The organism is Alloalcanivorax sp. C16-1, assembly GCF_046507805.1.
Classification (GTDB): domain Bacteria; phylum Pseudomonadota; class Gammaproteobacteria; order Pseudomonadales; family Alcanivoracaceae; genus Alloalcanivorax.
The window spans coordinates 1,273,917-1,286,729 of the sequence record NZ_JBKFTK010000001.1 but is presented as its reverse complement, the minus strand read 5'-3'; the positions used below and the strand labels follow the sequence as shown (position 1 = coordinate 1,286,729).

At 66.5% G+C, this 12,813-nt stretch carries 17 protein-coding genes; 10 read left to right on the top strand and 7 right to left on the bottom strand.

The window, feature by feature from the left end; genetic code table 11:
• The first annotated feature begins 123 nt into the window (after positions 1-123).
• The 5 genes from ACLD0W_RS06150 (at position 124) to ACLD0W_RS06130 (ending at position 2,596) form a co-directional block, all read left to right on the top strand.
• Positions 124-651 carry a mechanosensitive ion channel domain-containing protein gene (locus tag ACLD0W_RS06150; protein WP_410306597.1) on the top strand — a complete coding sequence of 176 codons (528 nt, stop codon included), beginning with the start codon at positions 124-126 and terminating at the stop codon, positions 649-651.
• Between the two features lie 33 nt (positions 652-684).
• Positions 685-1,038, top strand: coding sequence for a DMT family protein (locus tag ACLD0W_RS06145; RefSeq protein WP_410306596.1), 354 nt, complete (start codon positions 685-687; stop codon positions 1,036-1,038).
• Positions 1,039-1,091: 53 nt separating this feature from the next.
• Positions 1,092-1,415, top strand: a complete 324-nt coding sequence (locus ACLD0W_RS06140; protein ID WP_410306595.1) for a BPTI/Kunitz domain-containing protein — start codon at positions 1,092-1,094, stop codon at positions 1,413-1,415.
• On the top strand, positions 1,412-1,747 hold the full coding sequence (locus tag ACLD0W_RS06135) for a DUF4870 family protein (protein ID WP_410306594.1): 336 nt from the start codon (positions 1,412-1,414) through the stop codon (positions 1,745-1,747). Before ACLD0W_RS06140 ends, ACLD0W_RS06135 begins: the two co-directional genes overlap by 4 nt.
• 84 nt (positions 1,748-1,831) lie before the next feature.
• Entirely contained in the window at positions 1,832-2,596 is a 765-nt protein-coding gene (locus ACLD0W_RS06130) for a DUF2057 family protein (RefSeq protein ID WP_410306593.1), read from the top strand.
• 30 nt (positions 2,597-2,626) lie between these two features.
• Here the strand turns inward: ACLD0W_RS06130 and ACLD0W_RS06125 are convergent, their stop codons facing one another.
• Positions 2,627-3,046, bottom strand: coding sequence for a secondary thiamine-phosphate synthase enzyme YjbQ (locus tag ACLD0W_RS06125; protein ID WP_410306592.1), 420 nt, complete (start codon positions 3,044-3,046; stop codon positions 2,627-2,629).
• Positions 3,047-3,089: 43 nt separating this feature from the next.
• On the bottom strand, positions 3,090-4,061 hold the full coding sequence (locus tag ACLD0W_RS06120) for a D-2-hydroxyacid dehydrogenase (RefSeq protein WP_410306591.1): 972 nt from the start codon (positions 4,059-4,061) through the stop codon (positions 3,090-3,092).
• A gap of 39 nt (positions 4,062-4,100) precedes the next feature.
• On the opposite strand from ACLD0W_RS06120, the gene ACLD0W_RS06115 reads away from it, so the two are divergent.
• The gene (locus ACLD0W_RS06115) at positions 4,101-4,781 is read left to right on the top strand and encodes a DUF523 domain-containing protein (protein ID WP_410306590.1); all 681 of its coding nucleotides are present in this window, start codon (positions 4,101-4,103) and stop codon (positions 4,779-4,781) included.
• Here ACLD0W_RS06115 and ACLD0W_RS06110 read toward each other — a convergent pair.
• Both ACLD0W_RS06110 and speA read right to left on the bottom strand, forming a co-directional pair.
• Positions 4,750-5,205, bottom strand: a complete 456-nt coding sequence (locus tag ACLD0W_RS06110) for a DUF4112 domain-containing protein (RefSeq protein ID WP_410306589.1) — start codon at positions 5,203-5,205, stop codon at positions 4,750-4,752. The genes ACLD0W_RS06115 and ACLD0W_RS06110 overlap by 32 nt on opposite strands.
• Positions 5,206-5,223: 18 nt before the next feature.
• Entirely contained in the window at positions 5,224-7,101 is a 1,878-nt protein-coding gene (speA, locus tag ACLD0W_RS06105) for a biosynthetic arginine decarboxylase (RefSeq protein WP_410306588.1), read from the bottom strand.
• Positions 7,102-7,234: 133 nt separating this feature from the next.
• On the opposite strand from speA, the gene speE reads away from it, so the two are divergent.
• A complete protein-coding gene (gene speE / locus ACLD0W_RS06100) occupies positions 7,235-8,092 on the top strand; it encodes a polyamine aminopropyltransferase (RefSeq protein WP_410306587.1) in 858 nt (285 codons plus the stop codon).
• A gap of 18 nt (positions 8,093-8,110) precedes the next feature.
• On the opposite strand, the gene ACLD0W_RS06095 is transcribed toward speE, so the two are convergent.
• Positions 8,111-8,707, bottom strand: a complete 597-nt coding sequence (locus tag ACLD0W_RS06095; RefSeq protein WP_410306586.1) for a 2-hydroxychromene-2-carboxylate isomerase — start codon at positions 8,705-8,707, stop codon at positions 8,111-8,113.
• A 28-nt stretch (positions 8,708-8,735) separates the two neighbouring features.
• Positions 8,736-9,461 carry an SDR family oxidoreductase gene (locus ACLD0W_RS06090; RefSeq protein WP_410306585.1) on the bottom strand — a complete coding sequence of 242 codons (726 nt, stop codon included), beginning with the start codon at positions 9,459-9,461 and terminating at the stop codon, positions 8,736-8,738.
• Positions 9,462-9,579: 118 nt separating this feature from the next.
• Here ACLD0W_RS06090 and ACLD0W_RS06085 point away from each other — a divergent pair, with 118 nt between their 5' ends.
• Positions 9,580-10,065, top strand: a complete 486-nt coding sequence (locus ACLD0W_RS06085) for a winged helix-turn-helix transcriptional regulator (protein WP_410306584.1) — start codon at positions 9,580-9,582, stop codon at positions 10,063-10,065.
• A gap of 268 nt (positions 10,066-10,333) precedes the next feature.
• Here the strand turns inward: ACLD0W_RS06085 and ACLD0W_RS06080 are convergent, their stop codons facing one another.
• Positions 10,334-11,275, bottom strand: coding sequence for a LysR family transcriptional regulator (locus ACLD0W_RS06080; protein ID WP_410306583.1), 942 nt, complete (start codon positions 11,273-11,275; stop codon positions 10,334-10,336).
• A 90-nt stretch (positions 11,276-11,365) separates the two neighbouring features.
• Between ACLD0W_RS06080 and ACLD0W_RS06075 the strand changes: the two genes are divergently transcribed.
• Positions 11,366-12,043 (top strand): histidine phosphatase family protein, encoded by a 678-nt coding sequence (locus tag ACLD0W_RS06075; protein WP_410306582.1) that lies wholly within the window; start codon positions 11,366-11,368, stop codon positions 12,041-12,043.
• A 13-nt stretch (positions 12,044-12,056) separates the two neighbouring features.
• Positions 12,057-12,809: an SDR family oxidoreductase gene (locus ACLD0W_RS06070; protein ID WP_410306581.1), complete on the top strand. Its 753-nt coding sequence runs from the start codon at positions 12,057-12,059 to the stop codon at positions 12,807-12,809.
• The last annotated feature ends 4 nt before the right edge of the window (positions 12,810-12,813 follow it).

The window sequence follows — 12,813 nt, the reverse complement described above, 5'->3', positions numbered from 1 at the left end:
GTTACGCCCTGCCTCCAGGGGCCCACCGCGCCTCCGGCCTCTGGAGCGTTGGCCGGGCTCAAGTGTTTGAGGGGGTGGGGGTTGGGGGTAGACTGGGCTCTTTTCTGAGTCTGGTTCGTTGTGATGTCCACGTTTCTGGTGAAGCTGTTGTTGTCCCTGGCGGTAGTGGTGGGGGCGTTGGTGTTGTCGTCGCTGTTGCGGGGGGTGACCCGGCGGCTGGCCGCCCGGCGCGGTTTGGCGCGGGGGCGGGTGTTCCAGGTGGCGGTGCTGATCAATGTGCTGTGCCTGGTGCTGGGCATGTTGCTGCTGGGCGTGATTTGGGGGCTGAGCGGCGACGGCTTCATGGTGTTCACCACTTCCCTGGTGGCGTTGCTGGGCGTGGCGCTGTTCGCCAGTTGGTCGATGCTGAGCAACGCCACGGCGGCGGTGATCCTGTTTTTCAGCGCGCCCTATCGAATCGGTGACCGCATCCGGTTCCTCGATGGCGACAATACGGTGACCGGCTGCATCCGCCATATGGGGCTGGTGTTCGTGGTGCTGGAGGACCAGGAGGGCCATCATTACACCCTGCCCAACAATCTGCTGCTGCAGAAGACGGTGATCCAGCTGCGCGGCGAGGGCATTCCCTCCGACCAGAAGCACTGCCGTTGAAGCGTTGCCATTGAACCCACCGGGACCCCCGCCATGCCGCCGATTCTGACCACCGTCTGTCTGCTCACCCTGAGCAATATTTTCATGACCTTCGCCTGGTACGGCCATCTGAAGAACATGGCGCACAAGCCGTGGATCGTGGCGGCGCTGGTCAGTTGGGGCATCGCCCTGTTCGAGTATTTGCTGCAGGTGCCGGCCAATCGCATCGGCCATCAGGTGCTGAGCGTGGGGCAGTTGAAGATCACCCAGGAGGTGATCACCCTGGCCGTGTTCGTGCCTTTTTCGGTTTTTTACCTGAAGGAAAAGCTCAGTTGGGACTACCTGTGGGCCGGGCTGTGCCTGATGGGCGCGGTGTTTTTCATCTTTCGCGGCCGTTTGATGGGCTGAGCCCGGACGCCGGGGCGGGTATAGTAAGCGGCGACCACCAAGGAGGAAGACGCATGCGCACGTTGATGATGGGGTTGCTGGCGGGATCGCTGGCGCTGACCGGCTGCCAGAGCGGCCGCACCGCTCACCCGCTACCCGACGCCTGTTTCCAGGCCCCGGACACCGGCCAGTGCCGGGCGGCGATACCGCGCTACTATTACGACGCGGACGCGGACCGTTGCGAGCAGTTCACCTGGGGCGGTTGCGAAGGCAGCGTTCCGTTCGAAACCCTGGATGCCTGCATGGCCACCTGCTACGCGCCGGCACCGGATTTGCAAGGTGATTCGCAACAAGGTGATTCGCAAGACGGAGACGGCCAGGGCGGTGAGATGCCGTGAACGAGCACAGCCGGCAAATGCTGAGGGTGGTGTACGCCCTGCTTTTGATCGGCCTGCTCACCGGCGGCCTGACCGCTCTGGTGGGCGCCGTGATCGCCCACCTGAACGCACCCGAGGCGGGGGAGCCGGAGCGCTCCCATTACCGTTTCCAGTACCGGACGTTCTGGATCGGCTTGCTGTATTACCTGATCGCCGGCGTCACCACCCTGGCGCTGATCGGCTGGTTGCTGCTGGTGATCATCGTGATCTGGTGGCTGGTGCGCTGCGTGCGCGGACTGCGCGACGTGGGCCGCGACCGGCCGCCGGCCAACCTGACCACCTGGGGGTTCTAGCCGACGGCGGCACCCGGGGACTTTGTCATAAAATCTTTATCGGAGCCGGTCACACTGCCGGGTCCGCCAATCGGGAGACCTTTCATGGCTTTACTGCGTTCGTTCGTATTGATTCTGGGTGCCACGCTGCTGCTCTCGGCCTGCGCCCGCAGCCCGGTGGTGCAGCTGTATGACGGCGCCGCGAAACCGGACGCCCAGGTGCTGACGGTGCGCGTGCCGTCGGATCTGGAGGTGTTCACCATCAACGGCCAGGAGGTGGACGGCGTGAACACCTTCTTCAGCAGCGGTTACAAGGACCTCAAGCTGGCTCCGGGCCGCTATGAAATCATGGCCTACTACAAGCGCCTGTGGGATCTGGACGCGGACAACCACGAAGTGCTCAAGTCCGATCCGGCCAGGTTCACCGTGGACGGCAACGCCGGTGAGTTCTATCGGCTGGCCTTCGAGCGTCCGGAAAACGTGGATCAGGCCCGCGTGCTGGCGGACGACTTTTCCGGCCGGGTGGAGAACGTGACCACCGGCGAGAGCACCCCGTCCGAGCCCAGCGGCCTGGTGCTGAACCGGGGCATTCTGGCGCCGATCACCGGCACCGAGGTGGAGCAAAAAAGCTCCCGGGCGATCACCCCGCAGGGCGGCGGCGGCACCGAGCAACCGGCCTTCGCCGGTCGCGCCAAGGTGACCACCGTGGCCCCCGCAGGCCAACCGCCGGCCACTCCGGCCCAGCCGGCACCGGCACCTGCGCCCGCGCCCGCCGGCAAGAGCGCCAGCTATCTGGACACCCTGAAGGCGCAATGGAACCAGGCCACCCAGGAAGAGCGCCGCCAATTCCTGCAGTGGATTTCTCAATAACGCTTTGAGCCGCAATCTGTAGGGGCGCCCCTATTCCCCCTGCAGCGTCGCCACGATCCGCCGGCCACCGGCGTGATCGCGGTGCTCGCAGAGATAAATGCCCTGCCAGGTGCCCAGCGCCGGTGCGCCGTCGCGGATGGGCACCGTCAGGCTCTCGCCGATCAGTACCGTCTTGATGTGCGCCGGCATGTCGTCCGGCCCTTCCAGGGTGTGCGCATAGTAGGGTGCGTTCTCCGGCACCATCACGTTGAAGTGCCGCTCCAGGTCACCGCGCACGTCCGGGTCCGCGTTTTCGTTGATCGCCAGGGACGCGGAGGTGTGCTGGATGAACAGGTGCAGCAGGCCCACGCTCAGCTCGCCCAGTTCCGGCAGTTCGCCGAGCAACTCCCGGCTGATCAGGTGAAAGCCCCGCGGGCGCGGGGCCAGGGTCACGATCCGTTGATGCCACATGGCCGCTTTCCTTTAACGCTCGTTCCTTTACGGTGATGGCCGTTCAGGCGCTGGTCAGGCCGTTGACCACGTTCCGTGGCTGGCCGTCGCGCCAGGCACGCAGATTGGCCACCACCCCGTCCAGCAGGCGCTGGCGGGATTCGGTGCTGACCCAGGCGCTGTGCGGCGTGATGATCAGGTTGGGCAGATCGTCCGCCAACAGCGGGTGGTCCGCCGGCGGCGGCTCCTGACTGAGCACGTCCAGGGCGGCGCCGCCCAGGGTGCCCTCGCGCAGCGCCCGGGCCAGGGCCGGCTCGTCCACCAGCCCGCCCCGGGCGGTGTTGATCAGGCCGGCGCCGGGCTTCATGGCGGCCAGAAAATCCGCGTTCACCAGCTTGTCGGTTTCCGCGGTCAGCGGGCAATGCAGGCTGACCAGATCGGAGCGGGCCAGCAGCTCGTTCAGGGGCACGCGCTCCGCCTGCGCGGCGGCGCCGGGGCGCAGCGATTGCGCCACCAGCACGGTCATGCCGAACGCCTTCGCCAGCGCCTCCACCCGGCGGCCCAGATCACCGTGGCCGATCAGCCCCAGGGTCTTGCCGTTGAGATCAAACACCGGATGGTCCATGCGGCAGAACATGGACGAACGCGGCCAGTCCCGGCGCGCCTCGCGGTCGTATTGGTGCCAGCGGGTGGCCAGGCCGAGCATCAGCGCCAGGGTGTGCTGGGCCACCGTTTCGGTGCCGTAGCCGCTGACGTTGCAGACCACCACGCCTTGCCGGCGGGCGGCCTCCAGGTCCACATTGTTGATGCCGGTGGCGGAGATGCAAATCAGCTTGAGATCCGGCGCCGCCGCCAGCGCTTCCGCATCGATCACCACCTTGTTGGTGACCGCCACGGTGGCGTCCCGCAAACGGTTTTTTACAGCGTCCGGGCCGGTTTGCTCGTAGTATGTCCAGTGTGACAGTTGGCGCTCCAGGGCGGAAAAATCCAGCTCTTCGAGCTTCAGGGTCTGACTGTCGAGAATGACGCCTTTCATGAAAATACCATCGCCGTCGGTGGTCAGCAGGGGAGACCCATGCTACCGGATTTGCTGCAGGAAATGGGCTTTCTCGCCCCCGGCCGTGACGCCGATCGGCCGGTGGTGGGAGTGAGTGCCTGCCTGATGGGCAAACCGGTGCGCCACGACGGCGGCCATCGGCGCCATGCGCGCGTGCACGATGAACTGGCCGGCCTGCTGCGGCTGGTGGAGGTGTGTCCGGAAGTGGCCGTGGGCCTGCCGGTACCGCGCCCGCCGATCCAGGTGGTGGAGATTGAAGGCGCCCGCCGGGTCCGTCACGTAACCGCGCCGCGCCGGGATCTCACCGAAGCGCTGGCCGACCAGGCCCGCGCCGTGCCCCCTGGCCTCAGCGGCTTCGTGGTAAAAAGCCGTTCGCCCAGCTGCGGGCTCGGCACCACCCCGGTGCACGATGAACAGGGCCGCCCCTTCGCCCTCGGCGACGGCGCCTTTGCCGGCACCCTGAGCCGGCACCACCCCCATCTGCCGATGGCCAACGACACCGACCTGGACGCGCCGCTGTTCACCCAGGCGTTTCTGTTGCGGGTGTTCTGTCACCACCATTGGCGTACCCATGGCGCGGACGGCCTGGCGGCCCTGCGCGCCCGCAGCGGTCGTCTTGACGAGCCGTTGCTGTCCGGTACGCAACGCTTTCTCGACCGGCTCGCCGCTATCGAAAAGCCATTAACGCCAGCGCGGTAATCAATCCAAAAAGCAAGGAAAGACCCACCAGCGTTTTCCACGGAAACGGCTTCTTCTCCTCCCGTCCCAGTTCGCGCAACAACTCCGCGCGCAGCAGGCGGGTGTTGCGGGTATTGGCTTTGTAGATGGCGTCGAAGGCGTCGCCCACCACCGGCACCAGACCGCCGACGAAATCGATCAGCATGTTACGCAACATGCGGCGCTGGGTGGTGCCGCTGGCGCCGGCCCGGCGCGCCTCCACCAGCACATAGCCGGACAGTACGAACCCGGCCAGGTCGCCGATCCCGGGGACCAGGCCGATCAGGGCTTCGGCGCCCAACTCAAAACGGGTGAACGGAATACGGATACTGGAATCGGTGAAGCGGCTGAAGCGGTCCAGGCGCCGCAGCACCGCCTCCTGTCGGGCCCGTCGTTGTTCATCCATGGTCTGTGTTTTCCGCCTTCATTCCAGATAGGTGTAGCCGGCGAGACCATCACGGATCTCACCGAGAAAACGCTGCCGCTCGTCGTCGCGCAGCTGCGAATGGTGACAGCGTTCCTCCAGGGTGGCGAGCAGCCGTTCCGGATCGAAGTTCACATAGCGCAGCACCGAGCTGACGGTGTCGCCCTGGATCGCGTGGGTCAGTTCGATCTCGCCGCGCGCGTTCAGGTTCACGTCCACGGAATCGGTGTCGCCGAACAGGTTGTGCATGTCGCCGAGAATTTCCTGGTAGGCGCCCACCATGAAAATGGCCAGATGGCCGTTCAGGGTCTCGGGCAGCGGCAGGGTGGCCTCCACGCCCTCGCCGTCCACGTACTGGTCGATGCGGCCGTCGGAGTCGCAGGTGATGTCCTGCAGAACGCCGCGCCGGGTGGCGGGCTGGTCGAGGCCGGACAGGGGCAGCACCGGAAACACCTGGTCGATGCCCCACACATCCGGCACCGACTGGAACACGGAGAAATTCACGAACAGTTTGTCCGCCAGCAATTCGTTGAGGCGGTCCAGCAGTTCCCGCTGCTGACGCCGGCGCGGGTCAAGCCGGTCGCGCAGGGCCAGCAGGCCGTTGATGTAGAGCTGTTCCCCGGCGGCGCGGCCGCGGATATCCAGCTCGCCGTTCAGGTAGCGCCGGTGCAGATCCTGCCAGGCGCCCACCAGCTCCGGATAGATCTCCAGCAGATTGACCCCGCCGCTCTCCAGCAGACCGTTGAGCCGCCACAGCTCGCGCAGCTCGATGCAGGCGTCCGCCGCCGGTTCCGCCACCGGCGCCGCCGCCATGCGTTCCTCGTCGGTGATATTGAGCAACAGCACGGCGTGGTGGGCGGTGAGGGCGCGCCCGGACTCGGAGATCAGATGCGGCTCCGGCAGGTCGTGGCGGGCGCATTGCTCGGCCAGGGTGTGCACGATGTGCCAGGCGTAATCCGCCAGGTTGTAGTTCATCGAGCAGTAGGAGCGGGAGTGGGTGCCTTCGTAGTCCACGCCCAGACCGCCGCCCACATCCACGGTGTCCAGCGCCGCGCCCAGGCCGCGCAGCTCGGTGTAATAGCGGGCCGCCTCGCGCATGCCGGCCTTGATATCCTGGATGTTGGCGATCTGCGAGCCCAGATGGAAATGCAGCATGCGCAGGCAGTCCAGCTTGCCGGCGCGGCGACAATGTTCCACCGCCTGCAGCAGCTGGGGCGCGCTCAGCCCGAACTTGGATTTCTCGCCGCCGGTGTTCTGCCAGTTGCCCTTGCCGATGCTCATCAACCGCACCCGCAGGCCGATGCGCGGCGCCACTTCCAGGGCTTCCGCCTCCTCCAGCAACATGGGCAGCTCGGACAGTTTCTCCACCACGATCTGCACCTGCAGGCCGAGCTTCTCGCCCATCAGCGCCAGGCGCAGATACTCCCGGTCCTTGTAGCCGTTGCAGACCACCGTGTCGCCCGGGTTGGAGAGCGCCAGCACCGCCAGCAGCTCCGGCTTGGAGCCGGCCTCCAGGCCGACCGGCTCGCCCTCCTCCCGGGCGCGCAGGATCTCATGCACCACCCGCCGCTGCTGGTTGACCTTGATCGGATAGACCGGCGTGTAATGACCCCGGTAGCCGTGGTCGGCGATGGCGTCGCGGAAGGCCCCGGCCAGGCGTCGCACGCGATCGCGCAGGATGCCCGAGAAGCGCGCCAGCACCGGCGTGCGCAGGCCCGCCGCGCGGCAGGCGGCGAGCACCGCTTCCAGGGTCGCCTCGCCGCCGTCCCCGCCCTGGGGCCGCACCCGCAGATGGCCATCGCCGCCGATCCTGAAATAGCCGTCGCCCCAGCGGTCCACATTGTAGATGGCATCGAACGGGGTGGGGGTCTCACTCATGGGCTTTCCTTCGGCGACGAATGACGGGCGGCTAACGCGGTTATCGGCATTATGCCTGGACGGGCGCTGGCAAATCATCCTTGCCGCCGTACAATGCCGGTCTTTGAGACTTTCACGCAGCGGACCCCGAGTTATGGCTACCCAAGACGACAACTGGTTCATCGAACGTTTCGACTCCGCCGGCACCGCCTTCGGCCTGCGCCTCAAGCGCAAGCTGGAAGAGGCGCGCACGCCCTACCAGCACATCGAGATGTGGGATACCGACACCTTCGGTTATCTGATGACCATCGACGGCGCCACCATGCTCACCACCCGGGATAACTTTCTCTACCACGAGATGATGTCCCACCCGGCGCTGTTCAGCCATGCCGGGGCCCGCAACGTGCTGATCATCGGCGGCGGCGACTGCGGCACCCTGCGCGAGGTGCTGCGCCACGGCGGCGTGGCCAGCGCCATCCAGATCGACATCGACGAGCAGGTGACCCGCTTCTCGGAGAAGTATTTCCCGGAGCTGTGCGAGTCCAACGACGACCCGCGCGCGGAGCTGCGCTTCGAGGACGGCGTCAAGTTCATGCAGGAGTGCGAAGCGGAGCGCTTCGATGTGATCATCGTCGATTCCACCGACCCGGTGGGCCCGGCGGAGGGCCTGTTCAAGGCCGAGTTCTTCCGCCACTGCCACCGCGCGCTGGCGGACGGCGGCGTGCTGGTGCAGCAATCCGAATCACCGCTGCTGCACAGCGACACCATCATCCGCGATCTGCACCACAACATGCGCGAGGCCGGCTTCAGCCACACCCGCACCCTGCCGTTCCCGCAGCCGGTCTATCCCAGCGGCTGGTGGAGCTGCACCCTGGCGGGCAAGAACCGGGATGTGGGCGCGTTTCGCGAGGGCGACGCCGCCGGCAAGGACTTCGCCACCCGCTACTACAGCGCCGACATCCACCGGGGCGCGCTGGTGCTGCCGCCGTTCATGCAGGACGCGCTGTCCTGATCGCGGCTTCAGCCGCGATCAGACCGGCTCACCGTTGAGGGCCGCCTCGACGAAGTCCAGGCGGTCCTGGCCGAAGAACATTTCCTCGCCGACAAAGAAGGTGGGCGCGCCGAACACGCCGCGCGCCACCGCCTCCTCGGTGGTCGCCTTGAGGGCGTCCTTGACCGCCGGTGTCTGGGCGCGGGCCACCCAGTCCGAGGCGTCCAGTCCGGCCTCCGCCAGGGTGCGGCCGAGCACCTCCGGATCCGACAGATCCCGCTCTTGCCGCCACAGCCCCTCGAACAGCGCGCGCAGCAGGGTGTCGTTCCGGTCGCTGTCCAGCGCCGCCGTGGCCAGCCGCATGCACATCAGGGTGTTCACCGGGAAATGCGGGTTCATGGTCAGGGTGACGCCATAGCGGCGGGCGAAACGCTGCATGTCGTGGCGGCTGTAGCGCCCCTTGGCGGGTACCGCCGCCGGTGACGCATTCCCGGTGGCCTTGAACACGCCGCCCAGCAGCATCGGCCGGTAGCGCAGGGTGGCGCCGGTGCGTGCCACCAGCGCCGGCGCCTGGGTCCAGGCCAGGTAGGAGGCGGGGCTGCCCACGTCGAAGAAGAATTCCAGGGTCTGGCTCATCCGTTGTCCTCGCGGTTCGCAATCGGGTTCAGAAGGTTTCCATCCAGGGCCGCAGATCCAGCTCGTGGGTCCAGGCGTCCCGAGGCTGGTTGTGCAGCATCCAGTACTGGTCGGCGATGTGCTCCGGATCGAGAATGCCGGCGCGGTCCTTGAGCGCGTAACGGTCCGGGAAGTTATCGCGGATAAAGGCGGTGTCGATGGCGCCATCGATCACCGGATGGGCCACATGGATGCCCTCCGGCCCCAGCTCCCGGGCCAGACTCTGGGCCAGCGCGCGCAGGGCGAACTTGGCGCCGGCAAAGGCGCTGAAGCCCTTGCCGCCGCGCAGGGACGCGGTGGCGCCGGTGAAGATCAGCGTGCCCCGCTGCCGTGGCACCATCACCCGCGCCGCCTCGCGGCCGGTAAGAAAGCCGGCGAAGGCGGCCATTTCCCAGACCTTGCGGTAGACCCGGGCGGTGGTGTCACGGATCGGAAAGTTCACGTTGGCGCCGATGTTGAAGACCACCGCCTCCAGCGGCCCCACCTGCTCCTCGATGGTGTCGAACAGCGCCACCATCTGCGTTTCGTCGCGGGCGTCGCAGCCGAAGCCGTGGGCCTGGCCGCCGTCCGCCCGGATGGTTTCCAGCAGAGGCGCCAGCTCCGCTTCGCGGCGCCGGGTCACGCAGGCGGTGTAACCCTCGCGGGCAAAGCGCCGGGCAATGGCGCCACCGGTGGCGTCGCCGGCCCCGATGACCAGCATGGCGGGATTGGGCATGGCGCTCTCCTTAATAGTGGGTTCTTTTTTAGAACTTATCGGTTCGCCCGATAGTGGGTTCTTTTTTGGAACCTGTCAAACTCGTACACTGAAGACGAATGGAACAATGGAGAAGCCCGTGCGCTGGCAAGAACTGGATCAGCAACCCTGCTCCCTGGCACGCAGCCTGGCGGTGATCGGTGACCGCTGGACTCTGATGGTGTTGCGCGACTGCTTTTTAGGGGTGCGCCGTTTCGAGCATTTCCAGAGCCGCCTGGGGGTGACCCGCCATGTGCTCAGCGACCGGCTGCGCAAACTGGTGGAAGAGGGCGTGCTCAAGAAAACGCCCTATCAGGAGCGACCCCGCCGCGAGGAATACCGACTCACGGACATGGGCCTGGCGCTGCATCCGGTGATCGTCCATCTGGTGCAGTGGGGCGACCGCTATCTGGCCGACTCGCGCGGCGCGCCGCTGATTCATGAGCATCGGCAATGTGGCGAGCGGTTACAGGCACGGCTCACCTGCGACGCCTGTGGCGAGGCGGTGGAGCCGTACGACGTGCGGGTACTGAGGAATCCGGCGTTCGACGACGACGGGTCGTTACCCGACGTCGCCTTTACCTGATGCGGCCTTTACCTGACGTGGTGGCGTCAGCCGCTGACGATGATCGCCAGGGAACAGGCGGCCACGCCGAGCACCACAATCAACAGGGCTCGCCGCGTCACCAGGTTCCAATCCACCAAGGCCAGTTCTTTGAACAGGCTCATTCTGTGTCCCCCCCGGGATCGTTTACGCATTGTTACGCACAACCAAAACTGTGATACAAATCACGTTCAGCGATGCTGCTCCGGGGGTCGCCTTCACGCAATACGGCGAAGGCGTGAAGAGCCCGTCAGGGCGCTACGAATAAAGAGCGAACACCGGGATCGGCGAGCTGCTGCTCCGCCAGCATGGCCATCACCCTTTGCCGCAGCCAACTGTGGCCCGGGTCCGCGCTCTGATCGCGGTGCCAGTACAGGTGCAGCTCCAGGCCAGGAACGTCCGCCGGCAGCGGTTCCAGGTGACTGCCGGCCGGCGCCAGCTGGCGGGCCAGCAGGCCGGGCAGCGTGAGCAGCAGATCGGTGCCCATCACCGTCGCCAGGGCCGCCATATGGTGCTGGCAGCGCAGGCGGATGTTGCGCCGGTAGCCGAGCCGCGACAGCCCGAAATCCTCCATGCCCGGCCCCTCCCGCCGGGACGACACCAGCACATGCTGGGCGGCCAGATAGGCGGGCAGATCCAGCTTGCCGGCCAGCGGGTGCCCCTCGCGCATCAACACCACCAGGGGGCCGCTCATCACCGGCCGGTGCTCGATGGACTCCGGCAGCGGCAGCAGCACGTCGGCGGCCATGTCCAGGCGCCCGCTGGCCAGCTCTGTGGCCAGTTGTCGGCGGGCCACCGTCATCGACTGCAGTTTCACCCCCGGCGCTTCGTCCACCAGGCCGGCCAGCAACGGCGGCAGCAAGCAGCCTTCCAGCCCGTCGCGCAGACCCAGCACGAAGGTGCGTTCCGCCTCGTCCACATCGAAGCCGCCCTCGTCACTCAGACAACGCTGCAGCCCGCCCAGGGCATGCCGCACCGGCGTGACCATGGCCCGCGCCCGGCTGGTCGGCACCATGCGCGCCCCCTGGCGCACGAACAACGGATCGTCGAGGCGATCGCGCAAGCGACCCAGAGCGTGGCTGACCGCCGGCTGGGTCAGGTTGAGCACCCGCGCCGCCCGAGTCAGGGACCCCTCGGTGTAGATGGCGTCGAAGACCACGAACAGGTTCAGATCGAAGCGCGATACATGCATGCGATTTATTCCAGATTATTTCCAAGATTCATTCGATTTATTCAAAACCGCTCCCTAGCATGAGGTCAAGCTGCGCTTCAGGAGGCTTGAATGCCCGTCGTTTACTTGATCCGCCATGGCCAGGCGAGCTTTGGCGCGGAGAACTATGACGCCCTGTCCGACCTGGGCTGGGAACAGAGCCGGGTGCTGGGGCGTCATCTTCGCGAGCAGAACCTGGGTGCCCCCCGGGTGCTGTGCGGCGCCATGCAGCGACACCGGGAAACCGCCGAGGCGGCGCTGGATGCCCTGACCCTGCCCCGCGAATGGCACACTGATCCCGGCTTCAATGAGTATGATCATCAGAGCCTGATGCGGGTGCACTGGCCGGAGTCCCAGGACCGCGCCGCCCTGGCCACCTGGATGGCCACCCAGAGCCAGCCCCGGCGTGCCTTCCAGGCGCGTTTCGAGGAGGCCCTGCGGCGCTGGCAGCGGGGCGAGGACGACTACCCGGAAACCTGGGTGGCGTTCCGCGAGCGCGTGCTGGCCTCGTTGTACAGCCTGGCCAATGGTCTGGAAAAGGGCGACAGCGCCCTGGTGTTCACCTCCGGCGGCGCCATCAGCGTGGCCATCCAGCATTTGCTGGGGCTGGACGACGAGGCGCTGATCACCTTCAACCGGGGGTTGATCAACACCAGCGTCACGCGGCTGCTGGTCAATACCGGGCGGCTGCGGCTGGCCACGCTCAACGAGCACCTGCATCTGAGCGGCGATCTGCTGACCTACCGCTGAACGAGGATTCGCGATGACCACCCGCTCCAACATTCTGATCACCGGCGCCAGTTCCGGCCTGGGCGCCGGCATGGCCCGCCTGTTCGCCGCCAAGGGCCGCAACCTGGCCCTGTGCGCCCGGCGCCTGGACCGGCTGGAGGCGCTGCGCGACGAACTGCTGGCGATCAACCCGGCCATCACCGTGGCCATCCAGCCTCTGGATGTGAACGATTACGACCGGGTGTTCGAGGTGTTCAGGGGGTTCCAGCGGGAACTGGGCCGCCTGGACCGGGTGATCGTCAACGCCGGCCTGGGCAAGGGCCAGCCGCTCGGCACCGGCTATTTCCACGCCAACCGGCAGACCGCCGAAACCAACTTCGTGGCGGCGCTGGCGCAGTGCGAAGCGGCCATGGAGATTTTCCGCGAGCAGAACAGCGGCCATCTGGTGATGATGTCGTCGATGAGCGCCATGCGTGGCATGCGCAAGAACATCAACACCTACGCCGCCACCAAGGCCGGCGTGGCCAGTCTCGCGGAAGGGCTGCGCATGGAGATGCTCGGCAAGCCGATCACCGTGAGCACGATCTTTCCGGGCTACATTCGTTCCGAGATCAACGAAAAGGTGGAAAAGGCGCCCTTCATGGTGGACACCGAGACCGGTTGCCGGGCCCTGGTGGCCGCCATCGAGAAGGAGCCGGCCAAGGCCTGTGTGCCGTCCTGGCCCTGGGCGCCGCTGGGCTTCGCCATGCGGGTGCTGCCGCTGTCCCTGGTGCGGCGCATGACCTGATCCG

Coding starts and splice junctions, on each gene's coding strand:
- ACLD0W_RS06150 (WP_410306597.1), top strand. CDS start 124: ATGTCCACGTTTCTGGTGAAGCTGTTGTTGTCCCTGGCGGTAGTGGTG.
- ACLD0W_RS06145 (WP_410306596.1), top strand. CDS start 685: ATGCCGCCGATTCTGACCACCGTCTGTCTGCTCACCCTGAGCAATATT.
- ACLD0W_RS06140 (WP_410306595.1), top strand. CDS start 1,092: ATGCGCACGTTGATGATGGGGTTGCTGGCGGGATCGCTGGCGCTGACC.
- ACLD0W_RS06130 (WP_410306593.1), top strand. CDS start 1,832: ATGGCTTTACTGCGTTCGTTCGTATTGATTCTGGGTGCCACGCTGCTG.
- ACLD0W_RS06125 (WP_410306592.1), bottom strand. CDS start 3,046: ATGTGGCATCAACGGATCGTGACCCTGGCCCCGCGCCCGCGGGGCTTT.
- ACLD0W_RS06120 (WP_410306591.1), bottom strand. CDS start 4,061: ATGAAAGGCGTCATTCTCGACAGTCAGACCCTGAAGCTCGAAGAGCTG.
- ACLD0W_RS06115 (WP_410306590.1), top strand. CDS start 4,101: ATGCTACCGGATTTGCTGCAGGAAATGGGCTTTCTCGCCCCCGGCCGT.
- ACLD0W_RS06110 (WP_410306589.1), bottom strand. CDS start 5,205: ATGGATGAACAACGACGGGCCCGACAGGAGGCGGTGCTGCGGCGCCTG.
- speA (WP_410306588.1), bottom strand. CDS start 7,101: ATGAGTGAGACCCCCACCCCGTTCGATGCCATCTACAATGTGGACCGC.
- speE (WP_410306587.1), top strand. CDS start 7,235: ATGGCTACCCAAGACGACAACTGGTTCATCGAACGTTTCGACTCCGCC.
- ACLD0W_RS06095 (WP_410306586.1), bottom strand. CDS start 8,707: ATGAGCCAGACCCTGGAATTCTTCTTCGACGTGGGCAGCCCCGCCTCC.
- ACLD0W_RS06090 (WP_410306585.1), bottom strand. CDS start 9,461: ATGCCCAATCCCGCCATGCTGGTCATCGGGGCCGGCGACGCCACCGGT.
- ACLD0W_RS06080 (WP_410306583.1), bottom strand. CDS start 11,275: ATGCATGTATCGCGCTTCGATCTGAACCTGTTCGTGGTCTTCGACGCC.
- ACLD0W_RS06075 (WP_410306582.1), top strand. CDS start 11,366: ATGCCCGTCGTTTACTTGATCCGCCATGGCCAGGCGAGCTTTGGCGCG.
- ACLD0W_RS06070 (WP_410306581.1), top strand. CDS start 12,057: ATGACCACCCGCTCCAACATTCTGATCACCGGCGCCAGTTCCGGCCTG.